At 65.7% G+C, this 22,776-nt stretch carries 14 protein-coding genes; 5 read left to right on the top strand and 9 right to left on the bottom strand.

The annotated features are described in order from the left end of the window. Window positions 1–7: 7 nt before the first annotated feature. From amoB to amoH, 5 genes are read left to right on the top strand one after another with little or no spacing between them, the layout of a single operon-like run. Entirely contained in the window at window positions 8–946 is a 939-nt protein-coding gene (gene amoB / locus OKB87_RS02305; protein ID WP_270826315.1) for an amonabactin biosynthesis bifunctional protein AmoB, read from the top strand. Next, window positions 943–4,047, top strand: a complete 3,105-nt coding sequence (gene amoF, locus OKB87_RS02300) for an amonabactin biosynthesis non-ribosomal peptide synthetase AmoF (protein ID WP_270826313.1) — start codon at window positions 943–945, stop codon at window positions 4,045–4,047. The genes amoB and amoF overlap by 4 nt, the downstream gene beginning before the upstream one ends. Before the next feature lie 20 nt (window positions 4,048–4,067). Then, on the top strand, window positions 4,068–4,817 hold the full coding sequence (gene amoA / locus OKB87_RS02295; protein ID WP_095592612.1) for an amonabactin biosynthesis protein AmoA: 750 nt from the start codon (window positions 4,068–4,070) through the stop codon (window positions 4,815–4,817). A 14-nt stretch (window positions 4,818–4,831) separates the two neighbouring features. Further along, on the top strand, window positions 4,832–11,092 hold the full coding sequence (gene amoG, locus OKB87_RS02290) for an amonabactin biosynthesis non-ribosomal peptide synthetase AmoG (RefSeq protein WP_270826311.1): 6,261 nt from the start codon (window positions 4,832–4,834) through the stop codon (window positions 11,090–11,092). Beyond that, complete coding sequence (amoH, locus tag OKB87_RS02285) at window positions 11,089–12,633, top strand: amonabactin biosynthesis glycine adenylation protein AmoH (RefSeq protein WP_270826310.1); 1,545 nt, start codon at window positions 11,089–11,091, stop codon at window positions 12,631–12,633. The genes amoG and amoH overlap by 4 nt, the downstream gene beginning before the upstream one ends. A 93-nt stretch (window positions 12,634–12,726) precedes the next feature. On the opposite strand, the gene pbpG is transcribed toward amoH, so the two are convergent. From pbpG to nrfA, 9 genes are all read right to left on the bottom strand, one after another. Continuing rightward, window positions 12,727–13,647 (bottom strand): D-alanyl-D-alanine endopeptidase, encoded by a 921-nt coding sequence (gene pbpG, locus OKB87_RS02280; RefSeq protein WP_043122569.1) that lies wholly within the window; start codon window positions 13,645–13,647, stop codon window positions 12,727–12,729. Between the two features lie 402 nt (window positions 13,648–14,049). Further along, window positions 14,050–14,505: an NUDIX hydrolase gene (locus tag OKB87_RS02275; protein WP_270826308.1), complete on the bottom strand. Its 456-nt coding sequence runs from the start codon at window positions 14,503–14,505 to the stop codon at window positions 14,050–14,052. Window positions 14,506–14,641: 136 nt separating this feature from the next. Further along, window positions 14,642–15,832 (bottom strand): heme lyase NrfEFG subunit NrfF, encoded by a 1,191-nt coding sequence (nrfF, locus tag OKB87_RS02270; protein WP_270826306.1) that lies wholly within the window; start codon window positions 15,830–15,832, stop codon window positions 14,642–14,644. Continuing rightward, on the bottom strand, window positions 15,829–16,404 hold the full coding sequence (locus OKB87_RS02265) for a DsbE family thiol:disulfide interchange protein (protein WP_270826305.1): 576 nt from the start codon (window positions 16,402–16,404) through the stop codon (window positions 15,829–15,831). Before OKB87_RS02265 ends, nrfF begins: the two co-directional genes overlap by 4 nt. Then, entirely contained in the window at window positions 16,401–18,362 is a 1,962-nt protein-coding gene (gene nrfE / locus OKB87_RS02260) for a heme lyase NrfEFG subunit NrfE (protein ID WP_270826303.1), read from the bottom strand. The genes OKB87_RS02265 and nrfE overlap by 4 nt, the downstream gene beginning before the upstream one ends. Before the next feature lie 307 nt (window positions 18,363–18,669). After that, entirely contained in the window at window positions 18,670–19,623 is a 954-nt protein-coding gene (nrfD, locus tag OKB87_RS02255; protein WP_270826301.1) for a cytochrome c nitrite reductase subunit NrfD, read from the bottom strand. Between the two features lie 87 nt (window positions 19,624–19,710). Further along, a complete protein-coding gene (locus tag OKB87_RS02250; protein ID WP_076360881.1) occupies window positions 19,711–20,403 on the bottom strand; it encodes a 4Fe-4S dicluster domain-containing protein in 693 nt (230 codons plus the stop codon). After that, window positions 20,400–21,014, bottom strand: coding sequence for a cytochrome c nitrite reductase pentaheme subunit (gene nrfB / locus OKB87_RS02245; protein ID WP_187268545.1), 615 nt, complete (start codon window positions 21,012–21,014; stop codon window positions 20,400–20,402). Before nrfB ends, OKB87_RS02250 begins: the two co-directional genes overlap by 4 nt. Window positions 21,015–21,065: 51 nt before the next feature. Further along, complete coding sequence (nrfA, locus tag OKB87_RS02240; protein WP_077096828.1) at window positions 21,066–22,511, bottom strand: ammonia-forming nitrite reductase cytochrome c552 subunit; 1,446 nt, start codon at window positions 22,509–22,511, stop codon at window positions 21,066–21,068. Between the last annotated feature and the right edge of the window lie 265 nt (window positions 22,512–22,776).

Below are 22,776 nucleotides of genomic sequence, written 5' to 3'. Positions count from 1 at the left end.
TGACGTTATGGCTATCCCAACCCTGAACAATTACGCCATGCCCAGCCAGTGGAAGGCCAACAAGGTCAACTGGTCTCTGGATCCCAAACGCGCCGCCCTATTGATCCACGACATGCAGGAGTACTTCACCGCTTTTTATGGTGAAAACAGCCCGCTGATCCAGGCGCTCACCGAGCGCCTGGCCGCCGTGCGCAAGCAGTGCAAGGCCCTCGGCATCCCGGTCTTCTACACCGCCCAGCCCAAGGATCAATCCCCTGAAGATCGCGCCCTGCTCAACGACATGTGGGGCCCGGGGCTCAACAAACGGCCCGAGCAGCAGCAGGTGGTGGCAGCCCTGCGCCCGGAGCGTGACGACACCGTGCTGGTCAAGTGGCGCTACAGCGCCTTCCAGCGCTCCGAGCTGGAGCAGATGCTCAAAGAACTGGGGCGGGATCAGCTGATCATCGGCGGCATCTACGGCCATATCGGCTGCATGATGACCGCCTGCGATGCCTTCATGCGCGACATTCAGCCCTTCTTCCTGGCGGACGGGGTGGCGGACTTCTCCCTGGCCGATCACCAGATGGCGCTCGACTACGTGGCGACCCGCTGCGGCAAGGTGATCCGCTGCGAGGAGGTGCTGGCCCTCGCCCCGGCCTCCGCTTCTGCCACCCAGAGCAATTCGTTGTCCGCCAATCCATTACTGACCAATCCGTTGCTGACGTATGAGGGGCTCAAGGCACGGCTGCTGAGTCACATCGACGAGGACGAAGATGAGTTTGACCCCGACGAGAACCTCATCGACTACGGTCTGGATTCGGTGCGGATCATGGCCCTGCTCACCGAGTGGCGCGCCGCCGGGGTGGAGCTCGGCTTCGTGGATCTCGCCAAACTGCCGACCCTCAACGGCTGGTGGCGCCTCATCGAGGGCAAGCTGGCAGCCCAGGCGCTGGAGGTGACCCCATGAACCGCTTCCCCTTGACCATCCCCCAGCAGGGGCTCTGGTCCGGACATCTGCTCAACGACGACAAGGCGATGTTCAACACCGCCGAGTGCATCGCCTTCGACGGCAAGGTCGATGCGGCCGTGCTGGTCGCAGCCCTTGCCAAGGCGGTGGGGGAGTGCGAGGCGCTCAAGGGCCACTTCGAAGACGATAAGGAGAGGGTCTGCTTCGTCTCGCATGAGCTGCCCCTGGCCTATGAAGAGGTCTCTCTCGAGCGCGACGACGAAACGCTGGCCCGCGCCTGGGCCTGGGCCGATCTGCGCCGCCCGTTCGAGTTGACCCAAGAAGCGCCCTGCCGTTTCGCCCTGCTGCGCGGCCCCGGCCGCGATTATCTCTACAGCTGCGTGCACCACATCGCCCTCGACGGCTTTGGCACCACCTTGCTGTTCCAGCGCATCGCCGAGCTGTATGCAGAGGGGCTGGCCGGTGAGATGAACTCCCCATCCCCCTTCGGCTCGTTGGCGGAGGTGCTGGCCGAAGAGGCGAGCCGCGAGCAGAGCGGCAAGAACGCCGCCGCTCGCACCTTCTGGCAGGAGCAGCTGCAAGCCTGGCCCGAGGTGAAGTCCTTTGGCGAGACCCGCGCACCGATTGCCGCCGAATTTATCCGCGAGAGCCGTCCGCTGCCGGCGGCGCTGTGGCAATCCCTGACCGGCTTTGCCGACGAGCACAAGCTGGGCTGGCCCGATCTGCTGCTGGCCGGCCTCTCTGCCCAGCTGTCGCTGGCGAGCGGCCAGGATAAGACCCTGCTCGGCCTGATGATGATGAACCGCATCGGCTCGGCGTCGTTGACCGTGCCCTGCATGCAGATGAACATCACCCCCCTGGCTCTGGAGCTTGATGACGCGTTGGATCTGGCGGGGGCCGCCGGCGCCGTGGCCAAGGCCAAGCGCGGGGTGCGCAAGCACCAGCACTACCGCTACGAGCTGCTGCGCCGCGACCTTGGCCTGGTGGGGGGCGACAAACGCCTGTTCGGCCCGCTGGTCAACATCATGCCGTTCGATCACGCTCGCCGTTTCGGGCCGCTATCTGCCCATATTCTCAACATCAGCGCCGGCCCGGTGGAGGATCTCACCATCGAGGTGCAGGTCGGCGTCGATGGCCAGCCACGTCTGGATCTGGACGCCAACCCCGGCTGCTACCAGCAGGCAGATCTGGCGGCCATCGCCGATACCCTGTTCACCCTGCTGGGCCGCTGGCTGGCCGAGCCTGCCCAGACCCTGGGGACGCTCAAGGCCGACTGGCTGGCCGAGCAGCGGGCCAGGGCCCTGATCGCCGGCCCCACCCATGAAGTGATCAAGGCACGGCCGGTGCTGGAGGCGCTCTGCCACTTCGCCGCCCAGACCCCGGACAAGGTTGCGCTGGAGCAGGGAGAGGCCCGCTTCAGCTACGAGGCGCTGCTGGCCCGTTCCGAACAGATGGCGGCCGCCCTGCAAGCCGCAGGCGTCGCCCCCGGCGACAAGGTGGGGGTCATGCTGGCCCGCACCCCCCAGGCCATCTTCGCCCAGTTGGCGGTGCTGCTGGCGGGTGCCGTCTACGTGCCGCTCGACCCCGAGCAGCCGCTGGAGCGCCAGGGCCATATTCTGCGGCTGGGGGAGGTCAAGACCCTGATCACCCAGGCCGAGTACCGCCACAAGCTGGCCAGCCTGTTTGAGGGGCGTACTCTCTTGGTTGGGGATCTGCTGGCGGGGGATCTGGTGAGCGATAACCGCTTGAACCAGCCGGCCGCCGGCCGCGCCGTCGCCTACCTGATGTTCACCTCGGGCTCCACCGGTCTGCCCAAGGGGGTAGCGGTGAGCCACGGCGCGCTGGATCACTTCGCCGCCGCGGCCCGCTGCCGCTATCACCTGGATGAAGACGCGCGGATGCTGCAATTCGCCCCCTTCAACTTCGACGCCAGCATCGAGGAGGTGTTCGCCACCCTGAGCGCCGGTGCCACCCTGGTGCTACGCACCGACGCCCTGCTCGAATCCATGCCCGCCTTTGCGGCCGGGGTGGAGCAGATGGGGATCACCCACCTCGACCTGCCCACCGCGTTCTGGAACGAATGGGTGGTGGCGTTGACGGCGGGTCAGGCCCATATCCCTGCCAATCTGGCCACCGTCATCATCGGTGGCGAGGCGGTCTACCCCGAGCAGCTGGCCCAGTGGCAGCGCCAGGGCCGCTCCGATGTGCGCCTCTTCAACACCTACGGCCCCACCGAAACCACCGTGGTGGTGACCAGCCAGGAGCTGCAGCAGGAAGATCCGAGCCAGGCCCAGTTGCCCATCGGCCTGCCGCTGCCCGGCATGCAGGCACTTATCCTGGGGGCGGGGGAGCAACCTGCCGAGGAAGGAGAGTTGGTGCTGCTCGGCCCGCAACTGGCCAACGGTTATGTGGGGGGCGTGCAAGGCAGCTTTGGCACCCTGCGGATCGGCGAAGAGGAGCTGCCTGTCTATCGCACCGGCGATCGGGTGCGCTTGGTGGCTGGCCGGCTGGTCTACCTCGGCCGGCGCGACAACGAATTCAAGATAAGCGGCTATCGTATCCAGCCCGGTGAGGTGGAAGCCCAGCTGCTGGCCCTGCCGGGAGTGGATGAGGCGTGCGTGCAGGGAGTGAGCATCGGCAGCGTGCGCCGGCTGGTGGCCTTCGTGGCCGGGTCGGAGCGCGACAGTCGGGTCATCAAGGCGCAGCTGGCCAAGGTGCTGCCTGCCGCCATGATCCCCACCGACTATCGCCACTATGACCAGCTGCCCCGCACCGGCTCCAACAAGCTGGATCGCAAGGCCCTGCTGGCCGCCTACCAGGCGGGCGGCGAAGCCCTGAGCCTGGGTAGCGAGACCGAGAACCGGGTCGGCACCATCTGGCAGCAGATCCTGGGGCTGGCCACCATGGCGCCTGCCGACAACTTCTTCGAACTGGGGGGCCAGTCCCTGCAGACCATCCAGATCGTCAACCGACTCGGCGCCGAGTTCGGGGTGCAGGTCAAGGTCTCCGATGTGTTCGATCACCCTCGGCTGGATGACTTCTGCCGTTTCCTCGACGGCCTGCTTGCCGAGGACGAAGAGAGCGTGGAGATGGTGTGGTGATGGATAAGGAGCAACAAGCAATGGCCTTTGATTTCACTGGCAAGCGGGTCTGGGTAACCGGGGCCGGGCGTGGCATCGGCCGCGAGGTGGCCACGCAGTTCGTGGCGGCCGGAGCAATCGTGGTGGGGCTGGATCTGGCGTTTCCCGAAGCCGATTACCCCTATGCCACCCGGCTGCTCGATATTGGCGATTCGAAGGCGGTCAACGCCTGCTGCGCAGCGCTGCTGGTAGACGGCGGGCTCGATGTGCTGGTCAACGGGGCCGGTGTGCTGCGCCTCGGCTCCACCGAGACTCTGAGCGATGACGACTGGCACGACTGCATGACGGTCAACGCCAGCGGGGTCTTCTATCTGCTGCGGGCCCTGGTGCCCCACTTCAAGGAGCAGCGGCGCGGCGCCATCGTCACCATCGGTTCCAACGCCGCCCATGTGCCGCGCATGCAGATGGCAGCCTATTGCGCCTCCAAGGCGGCGGTCACCAGCCTGACCCAGACGGTGGGGCTGGAGCTGGCCCCCTTCGGCGTGCGCGCCAACCTGGTGTCGCCGGGCTCGACGGATACCCCCATGCTGCGCGGCATGCTGCCAAGCGAGGAGGCCATGGCCCGCACCATTGCCGGGTTGCCGGAGCAGTTCAAGCTCGGCATCCCCCTGCGCAAGGTAGCCACTCCGGCGGAGATCGCCCATACCGTCCTCTTCCTGGCCTCGGATCTGGCCAGCCACATCACGCTGCAGGATCTGGTCGTCGACGGTGGCGCCACCCTGAGTGCCTGAGGCTTGAGAAACAGATGAACAATATGATTTTGCTGTTGAAACAGCTGGAACGGCAGGGGGTTAAGCTGGCACTGAACGACAAGGGCCAGCTTATCTCCCAGTCGAGCAAGGAGGCGGTGACGCCGGCCATCGGCGCCACCATCAAGGCCCACAAGGATGAGCTGGTGCGCTGCCTCGCGGCCCGTGCCGCCTTCGAGGCCCCTATCGTCGCCGAGGGCGCCCGGCAGGGGCCGCTCTCCTCGTCCCAGAGCGGGCTCTGGTTTATCGAGCAGTACGAGGAGGCCTCCCACCTCTACAACATGCCGGTCTATTTTCGCGTCAAGGGAGAGCTGGACACGGCGGCGCTGGAGTTTGCCTTCGACCACCTGTTTGCCCGCCACCCCAGCATGCGCACCCGCTTCATCAAGGACGAGGCGGGCAGGGGGGCGCAGGAGATCCTGCCCCACACGCCCTTCACGCTGCAGATTGAGGACGTGAGCGCAGAGCCCATTGCCGAGCGCGAGGCCTATGTGGCCCGCCGGGTGCGCGAGGAGATCGGGCGCCCTTTCTCCCTGACCCAGGGGGATCTGAGCCGGGTGCACCTTATTCGGCTGGGCAGCCGCGAGCACGTGCTGCTGATCACCCAGCACCACATCATCTCCGACGGCTGGTCGGTCAAGAACATGTTCGCGGATCTCAAGCGCGCCTTTCTTGCCCATCAGAACCGCGAGCCCCTGCAGGTGAGCGAGCTGCCGCTCACCTACATCGACTATGCCCGCTGGTTCAACTCACCGCGTTTTCTCGATTATCACGCCGAGTTCAAGCCGTTCTGGGTCGATCGGCTCGGTGGCAGCCCCGAGGTGCACGGTCTGCCGCTCGACAAGCCGCGCCCGGCCCATCAGGCCAGCGGCGGCGAGCTGGTCTTCTCCACCATTGACAACACGCTGTGGGAGAGCTTCAAGCGCCTGTGCCAACGGCACAGCACCTCCAACTTCATCGGCCTGCACGCCCTGTTCGCCCTGCTGATGGTGCGCCAGAGCGGCGAGAAGGAGGTGGTGATCGGCACCCCGCTCGCCTATCGCGAGCGCCACGAGATCGAGTCCCTGGTGGGCTTTTTCGTCAACACCCTGGTGCTGAGAACCCAGCTGACAGGGCGGCCCAGTTTTGTCGACTATCTGCAGCAGTGCCGGGAGGAGGATCTGGCGGCCTTCGATCACCAGCTCTACCGTTTCGAGGCGCTGGCCGAGGCCATCGGCGCCGATCGCACTACTGCCATCAACCCCATCTTCCAGATCATGCTGGTCTATCAGGCCAAGGTGGACTTCAACGATCTCATCCCCGGCTGCCAGCTGGTGGAGGAGACCTCGCCTGTGCTGCCGGCCAAGACCGACATCTCGGTCAAGGTGACCGAGCTGATGGACTCCGTCAGAGTGGACTGGCTGTTTGCCACCGCCCTGTTTGAACGAGAGACCATCCAGGCGCTTGCCGATCGCCTGCTGCACCTGATGCGCGCCGTGGTGGCGGCCCCCGAGACCGACATCTGGCAGTTGCCGCTGGAGGCGGGCACCGACCAGGCGGCGCTCGCCGCACAGCTTGCCGACTTGCCGCGAGATTACCCGAGCCGTGACACCCTGCTCTGTCATATCGAGCGGCGCGCTATTCAGTTGCCGGACGCGCTGGCGGTGAGCGACGGCGAGCAATCGTTGACCTATGGCGAGCTGGAGGTGCGTGCCAACCGGCTGGCCCACTGGCTGCTGGCTCAGGGCGTCACCCCGGGCGCCGCCATCGGCATCCAGGCCAGACGCGATGTCGCCTTCGTCATCGCCCTGCTCGCCTGCTGGAAGGCGGGGGCGGCCTATGTGCCGCTCGACCCGGCCTATCCCGCCGAGCGGCTGGCCCATATCCTCACCGACGCTGGCATCAGCCTGGTGTTGGGGGGCGTGCCGGATCCGCGGCTTGGCGAGGCGCTGGCGGGCACGACTGCCGAATATCATGATCTGCACCAGCTTGCGCTGGACAAGGTGCCAACCAGCACACCCGCACTGCCCCGGGACGCAGCCATGCTGGCCCAGATCATCTACACCTCCGGCAGCACCGGCCTGCCCAAGGGGGTCATGGTGGAGCAGGGCAGCCTGGTCAACCTGATGGCGGATCACGGTGAGCGCATTGCCCTTGATCAGAATGGCGCCATGTTCAACTGCATGTCCCTCTCGTTCGATGCCGGCAACATGACCAGCTTGCTGCCGCTGTACTGCGGCGCGGCCCTGCACTTCGGCGAGCCGGGCGAGGGGGTGATCGGTGCCGCGATCGCTTGTGGTGCCAGCCATATGATTTTGCCGACCGCCCTGCTCGCGAACCTGCTGCCAGCGGCGGATCTCGGTTCCCTCAAGGCCATCGGCTTTGGCGGCGAGGCGTGCCCGAGCAGCCTGGTGGAGCGTTGGGGGGAGCGGGTGGCCCTCTTCAACATGTACGGCCCGACCGAGTGCACCGTCACCGCGCTCTGCGCGCGGCTCACCCCGGGGACGCCCATCACCATAGGTCGACCGGTCAACCACCTGAAGGCGCTGATCCTGGACGAGGCGGGCAACCTCTGCCCGGTGGGGGTGCCCGGCGAGCTCTGCCTGGCAGGGTTGGGGCTGGCCCGCGGCTACCTCAATCTGCCGGAGCGCACCCAGGAGGCCTTTATCGAGTTGGCGCTGGCGGAACGTACCCATCGCCTCTATCGCACCGGCGATCGGGCCCTGCTGCGCCGCGATGGCAACATCCAGTATCTGGGCCGGATAGACGAGCAGATCAAGCTGCGCGGCTATCGTATCGAGCCGGGGGAGATAGAGACCCGGCTTGCCGAATTGTGCCCGGTCATCCGCCAGATCAAGGTGGTGGTGCAGGAGGGTCGTCTGCTGGCGTATGCCTGTTTGCAGGCCGGGGCAAGGGAGCCCGACGGCGACGCCCTGTTGCAGCGGGCCGGCGAGTGCCTGCCCGAATACATGGTGCCGGCACGCCTCTGCTGGCTGCCCGAGATGCCGCTCACCCCCAACGGCAAGCTGGACTTGCGCCGCCTGCCCGCCATCGTCTGGCAGCAGAGCAAGGGCGAGCCGCAAAACAAACTGGAGCAGACCGTGCTCGCCATCTGGCAAGGGGTGCTCAAACAACCGCTCGGGGTTGAGGATGACTTCTTCCGCCTGGGCGGTGACTCCATCCTCAGCATCCAGCTCACCACCCGGTTGCGGGATGCGGGACTGCACTGCAGCGTGAAGGACGTGTTCGAAGCCAAGACGGTGCGCCGCCTCTGCCGCCAGCTCGGCCAGCAGCAGGCCGTCAGCCACAGAAGCGAGCAGGGCAGCCTGACCGGCGAGTTCCCGCTCCACCCCATTCAGCACTGGTTCTTCGAGCAGGGCTTTGCCAAGTCCGGTCACTGGAACCAGGGGGTGATCCTGCGCCTGCCGGCCGGGGTGGATGATGAGGCCCTGCGCGGCTGGCTGGATGCGTTGCGCCAGCACCACGATGCCCTGCGTCTGGCGGTGACCCCGACCGGCCAGCGCTACCTGGCCGAACTGCCATTGCCGCCGCTGCCGACCCTGGATGCCGGCAGCCTCGATGAGGCCGAACTGCAGGCCCGCCTGACCGAGCTGCAGGGGGATCTCGACCCTGCCAGCGGCCACACCCTGGCCTGGGCCCGCCTGCGCAATCTCGCCCTCGAGGGGGATCGCGAGGGCGAGACGGTGGAGGGGCTCTTCCTCGCCTTCCATCACCTGGTCATCGATGCGGTCTCCTGGCGCATCTTGGCCGAAGATCTGGCACGGGTGAGCAGGGGCGAGCCGCTGCCAGCCAAGGGCAGCAGCTATCGCCAGTGGGGCGAGGGGCTCGCGGCCTACGCCAAACGGGAAGAGGAACAGCTTGGCTTCTGGCTGGCTCAGGGGGAAGGCAGCCAGGGTCACCTGCTGGAAGCGGCGCGCGCCGCCGATGGCCGCGCCGCCGCCAGCCTGCTGCAACTGAGTCAGGAGACCACGGCTCGTCTCATCGACGCCGCCAACCAGGCCTACTTCACCCGGGTGCCCGACCTGCTGCTGGCGGCCCTGACCCGTACCCTGAGCGAGCAGGGTTACGGCAGCCGTCACTGCGTGATGCTGGAAGGACACGGTCGTGAGGCCATCGATGCTGAACTGGACGTGAGCCGAACCCTGGGCTGGTTTACCAGCGCCTATCCGCTGGCGCTGGCGGATGCCAAAGAGTGGGACTCGCTGGTCTGCGCCACCAAGGAGCAGCTGCGCGCCGTGCCGGACAAGGGGGTGGGCTTCAACGCCCTGCGGCTGCACCACCCACGTGGCTGGGCACTGCCCGAAGCCCTGGTGGTCTTCAATTACCTGGGGGTCAGCCATCAGGGCGAGGCTGCTCAGCCCTGGCAGCCCCTGCCGCTGGCGCCGGGGGCCCCCACGTCCCCTGACAACCTGCCGCGCGAGCTGGTCAGTCTGCACGGTGGCGTGTTTGATGGCCGCCTCACCCTGCGCCAGGTGGGCGCCCTCAACCAGCAGGCGAGCGACGCCCTGATGGCACGGCTGGCGGACAATCTGACGGCGCTGGTGGAGCACTGCTGCACCGTGAAGGTCCCACGCCATACCCCGAGCGACTTCCCGGGGCTTGGCCTCTCGCAAGCCGGGCTCGATCGGGTGCTGGCCGGGCGCGAAGTGGAGACCCTGCTGCCCATGACCTCGCTTCAGCAGAGCATGTTCCATCACAGGGCGTTGCTACCCCGGGATCACGCCTATCACCTGCAGACCGAGATCGCCTATCACCAGCCGCTGGACGTGGCGGTCTACCGTCAGGCCTGGCGGGGGCAGATCGCCCTTTGGCAGGCCCTTCGCAGCGAACTGGTGCTGGCGGATGGGGTCGCGTTGCAGCGCATTCTCAAGCGCACCGAGTTGTCATTCCACTATGAGGACTTGTCCGAGGTGGAAAATGCAGAGGCACGGGTCCAGGCCTACCGCGAGCAGGATCTGGCCCGCCCGATCCCGCTCGAGCAGGCGCCCCTGCTGCGCCTTGCCTGTTTCAAATTGGCCCCCGATCACCACAAGGTGATCTTCAGCGCCCATCACAGCGTGCTGGATGGCTGGAGCGGCCCCGTGTTGTTGGGTTCCTTGCATCGCGGCTATCAGGCGCTGATGAACGGCCTGTTGCCGCAGGGCGAGCCGGATACCGCCTGGCTCGAGTTTGGCCGCCATATCGCCAGCCAAGCCCGCAGCGCCGACGCTTACTGGCAGGGGCGGGGCGAGCTCTTGGCCAAGCCCAACGATCTCGCCTGCCTGTTCGGGGTGACGCTGGACGCTAGCTCAAGCGGGCGCCATACCCAGCAGAGACCGGCGGTGTGCGCCACGGCGCTGCCGGCCGAGGTGGCGACCCTGCTCGCCCATCGTGCCCGCGACCTTGGCGTGACCGCAGGACTGTTGGCCCAATATGCCTGGCACCGTCTGCTGGCTCGCCGCTCTGGCGATGCCGTTACCCTGGTAGGCAACGTGACCCCGGGCCGTGACTATCCCATCGAGGGGATCACCGCGAGCGTCGGGCTCTACATCAACAGCCTGCCGTTGACGCTGGCGTGGCGCACTGAGTTGAGCCTGGCCGAGCATATCGCCCGGTTGCAGACCGATCTGATGGCGCTCAATGAGCACGGCACCCAGTCACTGGCGGCACTGACCAAAGGCCGGGTGCGTCTGTTCCAGAGCCTGTTCGTGTTTGAAAACTACCCCATGCCGGCGGCCCCTGCCGCCCCCGAACCTCACCAGCTGGTGCCGCGCTTTGGCACCGTGGTGGAGAAGGTGGAGCTGCCGCTCTCCTTGGTGGTCAGCAGCCGGGGCGAGACGCTCCAGCTGCGCCTCGAATTCGACGGCGAGCAGATCCCCGAGGCCCGGGCCGAGGCGGTGCTGGCTGCCTGGCTGGCCGAGCTCGACTGGCTGGCGCAGGCGGATCTGAGCCAGCCGGCCAGCGTGGCGGCGGCACCGTCCCCGGCGAAGGCGCAAGTGGCCGCCACCAGGGCTGAGCCCGGCCTGGCTCAGCCGCCGGCCGAGGCCCGCGCGCTGGTGGCCCTGTGGGAGCGCCAGTGCGGCGTGCCCGGTATCTGGCAGCAGACCCTGTGTGAACTCGGGGTGGATTCGGTGCAGCAGCTCGCCCTGCTGGCGGCTCTCAACGAGGCGTTTGGCCAGGAGCGGGCGCCGCTCACCCTGCAGACCCTCAAGGCCCACCCATCCCCCAGCCGGCTCTATCGGCATTGGCTGGTGCGCCAAACGGAGGCCGCGCTATGACAGTGACCATCAAGCATGAGGCTTCGCTCGTGCAAACCCGGCCTGCCCCCCGTGAGGGGGCGGCCAACCTGGGCGCGCGGCTGGCGGCATGTCTGGCCGCCACTCCGCTGGCCCCCGCCATCCGTATGGGCGGGGAGGGCATCAGTGAGGGCGGATCAGATGAGCAGTGGCTTAGCTATGGCGCGCTCAATGATCGGGTGGCCCAGATTGCCGCCCGCCTGCAGGGGCTGGCGGTGGGGGAGCGGGTCGGCCTCTATCTCTCCCGTAGCCCCGATCTGGTGGCCAGCTTGCTGGCCTGCCTGCGGCTCGGCCTCACCTTTGTGCCGCTCGAGCCGGACTTTCCGGTGGAGCGGCTGCAGGGGATCGCCCGCCAGGCGCGTTTGTCGGCGGTGATCTGCGACGGCGACAGGCCGGCCCCCGCCTTCGGCTGTCCGCTGCGCACCCTCGACGGGCCGGCAGCGGCAGGGGCCGTCTCCTGGCCCCAGGTGGATGACGCCCTGGCCGCCTACATGATGTTCACCTCGGGCTCCACCGGCGAGCCCAAGGGGGTGGTCATCAGCCGGCGGGCCCTGCTCTGCTTCCTCGACGGGATCCGCGAGCGGCTCGGGCTCTCACCGAGCGGCCATTGGCTCTTCATCACCACCCCGGCCTTCGACATCTCCCTGCTGGAGATGCTGGGGCCGCTTTGGGTCGGTGGCCGGCTGACGGTGGCCGGCGGCGAGCACAACAAGGATCCGCTGGGAATGATGGCGCTGCTCGAGGCCGATCCCTCCATCAACTGGCTGCAGGCCACCCCGGCCTGCTGGCGCATGCTGCTTAAAGCTGGCTGGCAGGGGCGCAATACCCTCACCGCCCTGTGTGGCGGTGAGGCGCTGGACTCGGGATTGGCCGAGCAGCTTTGTGCCCGCACCCGGCGACTGTGGAACTGCTACGGGCCGACCGAGGCCACCGTCTGGTCCCTGGTGAGCGAGGTGCGCTGGCCACCGACTGATGGCCAGATCACCATAGGTCACAGCCTGCCCGGCTATCGGCACTGGGTGCTGGATGAGGCGGGGCAGCCGGTGGCAGAGGGGGAGTGCGGCGAGCTCTGCATCGAGAGCCCGGCCCTGTGCGAGGGGTACTGGCGCAAGCCGGCCTTGACCAGCGCCGCCTTCCTGCGCCTTGCCACCCATCGCCTCTATCGCACCGGCGATCGGGTGCGGCGACTGGGGGCGGACCGCTTCCTCTATCTGGGACGGCGCGACGATCAGGTCAAGCTGCGCGGTTTTCGCATCGAGCTCGGCGAGGTGGAGGCGGGACTGCGCCGCCAGGCCGGGGTGCAGGAAGCGGCGGTGCGTCTGGTGGGTGAGGGGGAGGACGCCATGCTGGTGGGCTACGTGGAGGCGAAAAGCGGGGTGACCCTCAACCGGCTGGCCCTGCGCAAGGGGCTGCAGGCGACGCTGCCGCACTACATGGTGCCGGCGCGGCTCATGCTGCTGGATGCCCTGCCCAAGACCGGCAGCGGCAAGCTGGACAGAAAGGCGCTGCCGTTAAACGAGTAAGAGATATGTCGGAAGGCCATAAACCCGAAACAAAATAACAAAAGCCCCCGCACCTAGGTGCGGGGGCTTTTTTGACGAGGATGGCCGGGCGCGTTACTGGCTGCTGAACAGCTTGGTCTGGGGAGTGGACTGGGCGGTCAGGCTCATGCGACCGGAAGTCTCCAGCCAGGATTTGATCCGCTTGGCATCGGCCACCCGGGCGTTGGGGGTATCGGCATTGAGCAGCACCATGATCACCGGCTCGCGGTTGATCTGGGTGGCCATCACCAGGCAGCGACCCGCCTCGCGGATGTAGCCGGTCTTGGAGAGGGAGATGGGCCAGCTCCCTTCGCGCACCAGCCGGTTGGAGTTGAGGTAGTGCAGCTGACGCTTACCGTTGCGCACCATGCGCTCCTCGGTGGAGGAGTACTGGCGAATGAGCGGATAGGTGGATGCCGCCGCCACCAGCTTGGCGAGATCGTGGGCGCTGGAGACGTTGCGGGGGGTGAGGCCGGTACTGTCGGAAAACTGGGTGCTCCACATGCCGAGCATGCGGGCCTTGGCGTTCATCGCCTCGATGAAGGCACGCTGGCCACCCGGGTAGTTTCTGGCCAGCGCCGAGGCGGCACGGTTTTCCGACGACATCAGGGCGATGTGCAGCATGTCGGCCCGGCTCAGGCGCGAGCCCACCGCCAGCCGCGACCCGGTGCCCTTGAGTCTGTCCACGTCGGCCATGGTGACGGTCAGCATCTCGGAGAGCCGCTGGTTGGCATCGAGCACCACCAGCGCCGTCATCAGCTTGGTGATGGAGGCTATCGGCATCACCCGGTTGGCGTTGCGCTCCGACAGCACTTCACCGGTGCGCGGGTTGGCCACCACGAAGGCGGCGGAGCTCAGCGCCAGATCGTTGCGTTGCTCCAGAAAGCTGTTGGGGGAGTGGGGCTGGGCTGAAAACGGATTGGCCTGGGCGCTCTCCATGCTGACGGGAACAAGGAAGGCACCGAGCAACAGGGTAAGAAAAGGGCGAGTAATCATGATTTGACGCTACCGTACGGCTGACAGGGATATTTGGCTAAGTTATATGACGGTAATTGACGCTTCACAACGTCTAATGGCCCGATATTTCAATTTTATGGGATGGCGCACCTTGAAATAACGGTAATGGCGGCTATGGGTGGCTTCATACGAGTAATTATGGGGTGGGCAGGAGTGGGGAACCTGGTCGCGGCGCGCGGCTGGCGGCGCCTCCTGGCCACCAGATAGTCACTCTTTTACCTCTCTCTGCTGCTTGTTTCCTTCCTCTCGCTCATTCTGGGTGATCATCTCTGCTGAAAATGGCCTGATCAGGGGCGGCAACATGTGCTGATGGTCGCCATGGCCGGGTGTGGATCATCACAGGATCAAGGGGATAACGGCAGGGATCTTGGCATGCGTCCGCTATGGTGTCATGGCCACCCGCATCAGCGCCGAGGGGCTGTTTTCGACAAAGTAGTGCCAGAGGTAATCATAGAGTGCCTGCTGGCCGGGGAAGCCCGCCAGCGCCTTGGCCTCGGCCAGGCTGGACCAGAGGTACTCGGTGTGCTCGTGATTGAGGGTCACCGCCTGCGTTGGCGGGCAGTAGACCACGAACACCGGCACCAGACAGACGGTGTTGGTGGCGTGCTCGTAAAACTGCTCCAGATACTGGCCGTTGTAGAGTTCGTGCACGACGATGCCTGTCTCCTCGCGAAATTCGCGCACTATGGTCTGCCAACCGGTTTCCCCTGCCTCGACCGTGCCCGCCACATGACACCAGAAGCCGCCCTTGACCCGTTTCATCATCAGCAACCGGGTCTCGCCCTGGACGGTGGAGAGCGCGACGCCGGAGACGGTGTGACAGCGAATGGGGATCATGGGAGAGGCTCCAGAAACAGGTTCAATGGACGCCTATGTTCGGCCGCCGACGGGAGCTTGGCAAGTGATTTCCCTGCCGGCGGCGTTTGTGCTGGCCCAACGTGACAGGGGCAATCAGCCCCGGTCACGCGTGCGGTCAGCCCCCCATCATGCGGGCAGTCTGGATCGCCTCGATCAGCGCGGCCCGGTTGATGCGGGGGCGCTCCTCGTCCAGCAACTGCTGCCAGAGGGCGATGGCCTGGGAGTAGCGGCCGTGCAGGAAGTGATCGGAGGCGAGCAGCATCAGGGCGCTCACCTCACCCTTGTCCTGCTTGAGCGCGCTATCGAGCAGGCGCAGCGCCTCAGGGGTGAGCTGCTGGCCCGCCTGGTAGTAGAGCACGGTGGCCTGGGCGGCCTGGGTCGCCGCGCTGGCGCCCCCTTCTTGCAGGGCGAGGCGCTGGTAGGCGAGCAGGGCGTTGGCGTACTCGTCCCGATAGAGATAGAGCTGACCGAGCGCCGCCCAGCCGTCGAGATCGGCAGGGTTGGCTTGCAGGCGCTGGTGCAAGGCGCCCAGCTCCTTGTCCTGCAGATCCCGCGGGCTCAATCCCGCCAGCGGATCGGGGCGTGACTGATAAGCCTGCCACGCCTGATAGCGGCCGGTGCCGGCATAAATGCCGGCCATCAGCGCCAGCAGCAGGGCCCCAAGCAGTATCCATGAGCGCAGCCAGAGCTGTGGACGAGCGGTGCTATCTCTTACCAGCCGCTCGCGCAGGGCCTGCTCGGCAGGTGGGGTGGGGTTGGCGAGGCGAGCCAGCTCCAGCTCCCGGTAGAGGCGGCTGTGGGGGGCAAGCCCCGCCTGCTGCTCGGCCATGATCAGCCGGTTCAGCTCGGCCCTGGGGTCGTGGGCGAGCATCCCCTCGGCTCTGTCGCCGATAAGCGGCACCCGTGCCGGTTGCCGGCGATGCAGGCTCCTGCGCAGGCGATTGAGTGCCAGCAGCAGCAAGAGGGCGGGACCGCCCCACAGCAGCGCCGTGCTGGCCTTGAGGGGGGGATCGTAGCGCACGAAATCGCCGAAGCGCTCCGTCATGCGGGCGATCACCTGCTCATCAGACTGCCCCTCGTCCACCCAGCGGTAGACCTCGAGCCGCAGATCCCGCGCAATGGGGGAGTTGGATTCCACCAGGTTCTGGTTCTGGCACTGGGGGCAGCGCAGGGCGCGGGCCAGATCCTGAGCGCGGGTCTGCCGCTCGGGGTGGCGAAACTCATAGGTGTCGACCCCGCTGGCAAGGGCTCCGAGGCTCAAGGCCAGCAAGAGCGGCGCGATCAGGGCGTGGCCGAGACGGCTCATGGCTTGCTCTCCTGCACTTGTCTCTCCACTTCGGGCTGGCTGGCGGTGTTGCTGCGGGCCTTTGCAAGCAAGGGGGCAAACTGGCGTTGCCAGATCTCCCGGGTGAGCAGGCCGGTATGGCGGGTCAGCAGGGTGCCGTCGCCGGCGAAGAGATAGGTCTCCGGCGTGCCGTAGACGCCGAGCTCCAACGCGAGTCGGCCGTCGGGGTCGGCCAGCACGGCGCGATAGGGGTTGCCCGCCTCGGTGAGCCAGGCGCGGGCGGCGTCCCCCTTGTCCCGGTAGTTGAGGCCATAGAGGGGCACGGCGCTGGCCAGCTCACCCAGCAGCGGATGCTCGGCGCGGCAGTTGGGGCACCAGCTGGCCCAGACGTTGAGCACGAAGGGCTCCCCCTTGAGCGCCGAGGTGTGAATGGGGGCGCCGCCAAACAGATCGTCACTCTGCCACGCGGGCAGGGTGCGCCCTGCGACGGCCTCATCCTGGCTGTAGGGGTTGTTGCCAAGGCCGAGCCAGAGCAGGGCACCGAGCCCCAGGGTGAGCACGAGTGGCACGAACAGGCGCAGACGGGCGTTCATAAGAACTCCTGTTCGAGCCGAGGGTAGGGGGCGGTCGCTGGCGCAGGATGGTTAGCCAGCAGCGGCCGGCGGGCGAGCAGACGCACGGTGCCGCCCGTCATCATCAACAGGCCACCGAACCAGATCCAGCGCACCAGTGGCTTGTAGTGCAGCCGCATGGCATAGGCGCCGGGTCCCATCTTCTCGCCAAGCACCACGTAGAGATCGCCAAGCATTCCCCATTTGATCCCGGGTTCGTTCATGTTCATGGTACGCACGCTGTAGTGACGCCGCTCCGGCGTCAGCCGCGCCACCTCTTTACCGTCCTTATGCACGCTAAGCGTGATGCGCTCGGCGGTGTAGTTGGGGCCGATGAGCGGCTCGCTCCCCTCATAGCGAAACTCGAAGGCGCCGAGTTGATAGGGCTGGCCTGCGGCGAGCACCGCGCCCCCCTCCTGACTGTGGTGACTCACCTGCGCAATGCCGAGGGCGCACACCGCCACCCCGAGGTGGGCCAGCAGGCTGCCGAACTGATTGAGGGTGAGCTTGCGCAGGGCGACCGGGTGCAAGAGCGGGAGCAGCAGGCTGGCCATCAGCCAGAGGCTCAGCACGTTGGCCGCAAGCCCCAGCCAGTTTGCCCGCAACGGCTCGGGATAGGCGAGACTTAGCAAGGCGCCCCCCAGCAGGCCGAGCAGGCATGGGAGCAGCACCTTGATGCGGCGCTGGGCTGCCAGATGCTGCCAGCGCAGGCGCGGCAGCTGGGTCATCAGCGCCATCAGGCTGAGGGCCAGCGGCACGAAGATGGTATTGAAATAGGGGGCGCCCACCGAGAGTGAACCCAGATGGAGCGACTGGAACACCATGGGGTAGAAGGTACCGAGCAGCACGCTGGCGCAGGCCACGCTGAGCAGCAGGATGGCGGCGCCGAGCAGCCCCTCTTTTGACAGCAAGCCAAAGCGGGCATAGGGGGCGCGAATGTCCGCCCGCAAGGCAAACAGGGTGAGGGCGCAGGTCAATAGCAAGCCGAGCAGCAACAGGAGGGTGAGACCGCGGCTGGGGTCCACCGCAAAGGCGTGCACCGAGGTGAGTACCCCGGAGCGCACCACGAAGGTGCCGAGCAGGCTCAGCGAAAAGGTAAAGATGGAGAGCAGCAGCACGGTGTGACCGTAAGCGCCGCGCTTCTCGCACACCACCAGGGCGTGCAGCAGGGCGGTGCCGAGCAGCCAGGGCAAGAGGGAGGCATTTTCCACCGGATCCCAGAACCACCAGCCGCCCCAGCCGAGCTCGTAGTAGGCCCACCAGGAGCCCAGCACAATGCCAGCGGTGAGAAACACCCAGGAGCCGAGCGCCCAGGGGCGGCTCCAGTGGGCCACGGCGCCATCGAGCCGACCCGAGTGCAGCGCCGCCATGGCGAAGGCGAAGTTGACCGCAAAGCCGACGTAACCGAGATAGAGCAGGGGCGGGTGGATGATGAGGCCGATGTCCTGCAGCATGGGGTTGAGATCGCGCCCCTCCAGCGGCCCCGGGAACTGGCGGTCAAACGGGCTGGAGAAGATCAGGGTATAGAGGCCGAACAGCCCGACGATCAGCCCCATGATGGCCAATACCCGGGTTGTGATCAGCGGATCGACCCGCCTGGAGCAAAGGGCCACCAAAGCGCCCCACAGCCCCAGCGCAAAGACAAAGAACAGCATGGAGCCCTCGTGGCCGCCCCACACCGCTGCCAGCTTGAAGCCAAGGGGCAGGGCGCTGTTGGCGTGCTGGGCCACATAGACCAGGGTGAAGTCATCCTGGCCAAAACAGCTGGCGAGCAGCAGCAGGGCGGCCCCGAGCAGGAGCGCGACCAGGAGGGCCAGCGGTGTTGCGCAGCCGAGCAGCGGACGTGAGGCGAGCCGCAGCCCCAGCCAGGGCAGCAGCCCTTGCAGCAGGGCGAGCCCGGTCGCCAGCAACAGTGAGAGATAGCCGAGCTCCGCCAGCACACAACCTCCAGTCAATCATTTGTCTATGTTATGCCGCAGCGTCTGCACCGTACCGGCGCTGGGGAATAACATCCACATTTCTGGCAACAACCAATCGCAACAACTCATCGCAACAAATAAGCGCCAGTCACCCGAAGGGCGGCTGGCGCTTATCCCCAGCTTTCAATAACCGATTCACGATCCGTCGTGAGAGGTCGTCAGCAAGGTAAAGAGCAGCGCAGGAACCGGAGTGTATGTTAATACATGAGGATTCCGAGCAGCACATGAGCCTTGATCACGGCCTCGCAACAGGAGCGTGAACCGGTTTTTAAACTACCGTCATCTGGCCGGCATAAAGCACGAAGTAGCGCAGCAGCAGGATCCCCACCAGGGTCAGGCTGCAGACCAGCACCAGATAGCCGTTTTTGGCCCGCAGCGGCGCGGGGGCCAGCAGGGCCAGCAACTGGGGCAGCAGCATGCCGATGCCAACTACCCCGAGCCAGAACACCTGAGCCCAGAAGCCGCTGCCGATGGCGGCCCACATGGCAGCCTCCTTCTGGCCGCCACCGAAGTAGAGGCCGGTAAAGAAGCAGACCAGCAGCAATACCTCCACCGCCAGCACCGGCCGCTCGAAGCGGTGGACAAAGCTCACCCCCTGGCTGTGATGGTTCTCCTTGAACAGGGTGACAGCCAGCAAGATGGTGGAAGCGATGCCGGAGCTGACGCCGGAGATGAGGAACAGCACCGGCAGCACCGGGTTGTTCAACAGCGGATAGGTCTTGAGCGCCGACAGCAGAAAGCCGGTGTAGGCCCCCAAGAGCACGGCAAGCAGCAGCAAGAGCGGCGCCAGCAGCCGCTCGATGCGGGCAAGCCAAGCGATCAGACCATCCACAAAGGCGAACTTCTCTTGCAGCAGGTGACGGCGCAATGTCTCGATCTCGGAGCGAAACACCACCGCCAGCCAGGCGAACAGCACCGCCATGTAGACCTGGAACAGCATGACCCCCATCGACATCACGGAGTCGAACTGGTAGTGGAACATCAGCTTCCAGAAGGTCCAGGGACGGGCCAGGTGGAAGATGAGGATCAGTAACCCCAGCACCACGCTCACCGGCGCCAGAATGGCAGTCGCCTTGATGATGCCGCTCTCGCTGCCGGCTCCCTTGCGGCGCAGCAGCACCGAGAGGGTGGTGGCCCCGGCGGAGATGCCGAGCAGAAAGAGATAGATGGCGATCGGCCAGTCCCACACCAGCGAGGAGAAGTGAAATGCGTCATGCAACATGATCCATTCCTCCTTCTGTTACTGCGGTAGATGGCGATCGGACAAATCCCCAGACGAGGGAAGGGAAGTGAAACGCCTCTTGCATCGTCATGACTTTATCTCCCCTTTGGGCACGCGGTACATCTTGGGCGAGGTGCCGAGTGCCTGCTTGTAGCGATAGGTGGTCTCCTTTACCAGCCGTTTGGCGATGGGGCTGTCCGGGTCATCCAGATTGCCGAACACCAGCGCCTTGGTGGGACAGGATTCCACGCAGGCCGGCTCCTTGCCCGCCGCCAGGTTGGTCTTGCGGCAAAAGTCGCACTTGTCGGCCACCTTGGTCACAGGGTTGATAAAGCGCACCTGATAGGGGCAGGCGGCCAGACAGTACATGCAGCCGACGCAGAGATCCGGGTTGACGTCGACGATGCCATCCTCCTTGCGGATATGGGAGGCACCGGTCGGGCAGACGTGTACGCAGGGAGCGTTGTCGCAGTGCTGGCAGGACTTGCGAAAGAAGTGGTACTCGGCATCGGGGAAGGTGCCGATGGGGCCGGAGCGGATGATCTCGAGGCGCGAGACCCCCTCTGGCACCTGATTCACCTCCCGGCAGGCATCCATGCAGGCGGTACAGCCGATGCAGGCCGTTTCGTCGTGGAGCATGCCAAAGCGTACCCCGTCGATGGTCTGGCTGTGGGCGAGGGTGGTGGCAAGGGAGCGGGTGTTGGCACGAGCAGCCCCCGTCATCATGATGAGGGCCCCCGCGCTCATCCCCGCCATGAAGTGACGGCGAGAGCAGCTCATTGTGCCTCCTTGCCCGAGGTGGTGTTCGCCTTGGCCGCCTTGACGGCCTCATGCTGCTTGCTGTGGCAGTCGACGCAGAGCTTGATGCGGGACTTTTCCGGGATCGCCACCATGGGCTCTTTGGCCGGGTGAAGCTGGTGGCAGCTGGTGCAGGTGAGCTTGGTGGCGTGCACGTCGTGGGCCCAGAGCGCCTCGCGCAGCGGTTTGGGTTCGTGACAGCTCATGCAGACCCCGTTCTGCTCGGCGATGGGGTAGCTCTCGGTGCTCTGCTTGTCCTTGAAGCTGTCGCTAAAGCGCATCACATCCTTGACCCCTTCCCGGTGTTTGGGGGAGGGCTGACCATGGCAGTTGGTGCAGGTGACCGGCGCCAGGTTGTTGGGGTTGGTCGCCTGACCGTGCTTGCCGTGCATGCCGTATGCCTGCTCCTTGTGGCAGTCGGTACAGGCGGCATCGGGATTGCGCAAAAACTCCACCTCGTGTGTGGCAGAGACAGGTGTGGCGGGGAGGGCCGCAGGCGCATTGGCCGCATCGGCGGCCTGGCCCTGCAGGCTGGTCAGCAGCATGGCTGCCATCAGCATCAGTCGTAAGAAATCCATCGTTAAATCACCCATAGGAAGCCTCCATCCGGCTGCGGGCCCGACACTGCGGGCCCGCATGCCTCGTCATTGTGCGAGCCGTCCGGCCGCTTTGGCCTCGGCATCCCAGGCGGGGACTGTGGTCTTGAGGAACTGGGCCTTGTCGCTGTTGAACTGTTTCATGTCCATGCCAAGAGCGGCCTGGGCCTTCTCCTTGCTGGAGATGTCAGGAATGGCGATCTCGTGGCTGATCCCCTTGGCGGCCAGCAGACGTGCCAGCTTGGTGCGGGCATCGGCGGCCTTGTCCAAGGCGGTTCCCAGCATGCGCAGCGCCACTTCCGGGGCGTGCATCTGCACCCCGTGGGAGGCGATGGAGAAGTCCCAGCGCCATTGGGCGTGACGGATGTCCTGCAGAATGTCCTTCATCTCGGCCTCGGTGGCGCCGGCATCCCAGGCGGCCTTGGCTTCAAAGTGGGCGTGCACCAGCTGCTTCTCGACTTTGAGCTTGATTTCGGTGACGGCATCCTTGCGCTGCTTGACCACCCCTTGCAGCATCTCTTTGCTCTGGGTGTGGCAGTTGCGGCAGGTCTGATCGAAGCGATCGAAGGGGTTGCCCACCTTGTGATCGGTGTAGACCTTGCCCTGCTCGTTCTGCACCTTGGGCATGTGGCAGTCGACGCAGGCGACATTGTTCTGGCCGTGAATGCCGGCGCGCCAGGTCTCGTACTCGGGGTGCTGGGCTTTGAGCATGGGGGTCTTGGAGAGGGCATGGGTCCAGTCGGCAAAGCCTATTTCATCGTAATACTGCTCCATCTGCTCAACTGTGGTGCCCTTGTCCCAGGGGAATTTCACCGCCTTGGTCGGGCCGCTGAAGTAGTACTCCACGTGGCACTGGCCGCACACCTGAGACTGCTGATCGAAGCGCCCCTGCTCCTTGAACGGCTTGCCGATGGCAGTCATGGCCCGGTCGGCATAGGGACGGGAGAGGTGCAGGGCGGGTTTCCCTTCCTTGAACTCTTTCGAGGCGGTGTCGTGGCAGTCAGCGCAGCCGATGGTGTTGACGATCTCGGGGCCGCCTTTTGCCCACATGCCCTTGAAGTAGCCATCCTCACCCTTCTCGTCGATGACGCGGGCCACGTCCGGGCCTTTGCAACTCCAGCAGGCCATGGGCAGCGGACCGTCTTCGGCGGTCTTGGGGGCGCCGGTACGCAGGGTTTCCCGCACGTCGGTCAGCGCATAGAAGTGGCCGCGCGGCTTGTTGTAATCCTTGGAGAAGGGGTAGCCGGCCCAGAGCACCACCATCTGCGGATCTTCCGCCAGGGCATCGGTGCGCTCGCGGCTCTCGCTGGTGCCTTTCCAGCTGGTGAACTGATCGGCGTGATCCTTGGCGAACAGCTCGCTGCGCGCCTCGATCTTGCCCTTGGGCTGAGCCTCGTCGGCCGCCTGTGCCCAGCCGCTGGTGCCAAGGCAAGTGGTAAGCAGCAGGGCGGCGAGGCCCAGCCTGGTCTGTCTGTTGTGTGAACTCACGATCATCACTCCCAAATCGATCTCATTGCCAAGCCTGACCGTTCCATCCTGGATGTGGGCATCAGCCCCCGCACTAGGCAGGAGCAGGCAGGCCGATTAATTGTTATTAGTGAATAAAACCCATGTATTTATGCGATTGCTCGAGCTGGATATTACCAAATGGGTAAAACGAATGATGATTTATCGGGAGCGGGATTGCGCTAGATCAATTGTCGGAGCAGGCAACGAGCGGAAATGAGATCCCGGTTAAATTATGAGGAAACTCAACTTA

It is taken from the genome of Aeromonas sp. Y318-1 (assembly GCF_027706125.1).
In the GTDB taxonomy this organism is placed as follows: domain Bacteria; phylum Pseudomonadota; class Gammaproteobacteria; order Enterobacterales; family Aeromonadaceae; genus Aeromonas; species Aeromonas hydrophila.
This window is presented reverse-complemented; position numbering and strand designations above follow the sequence as displayed.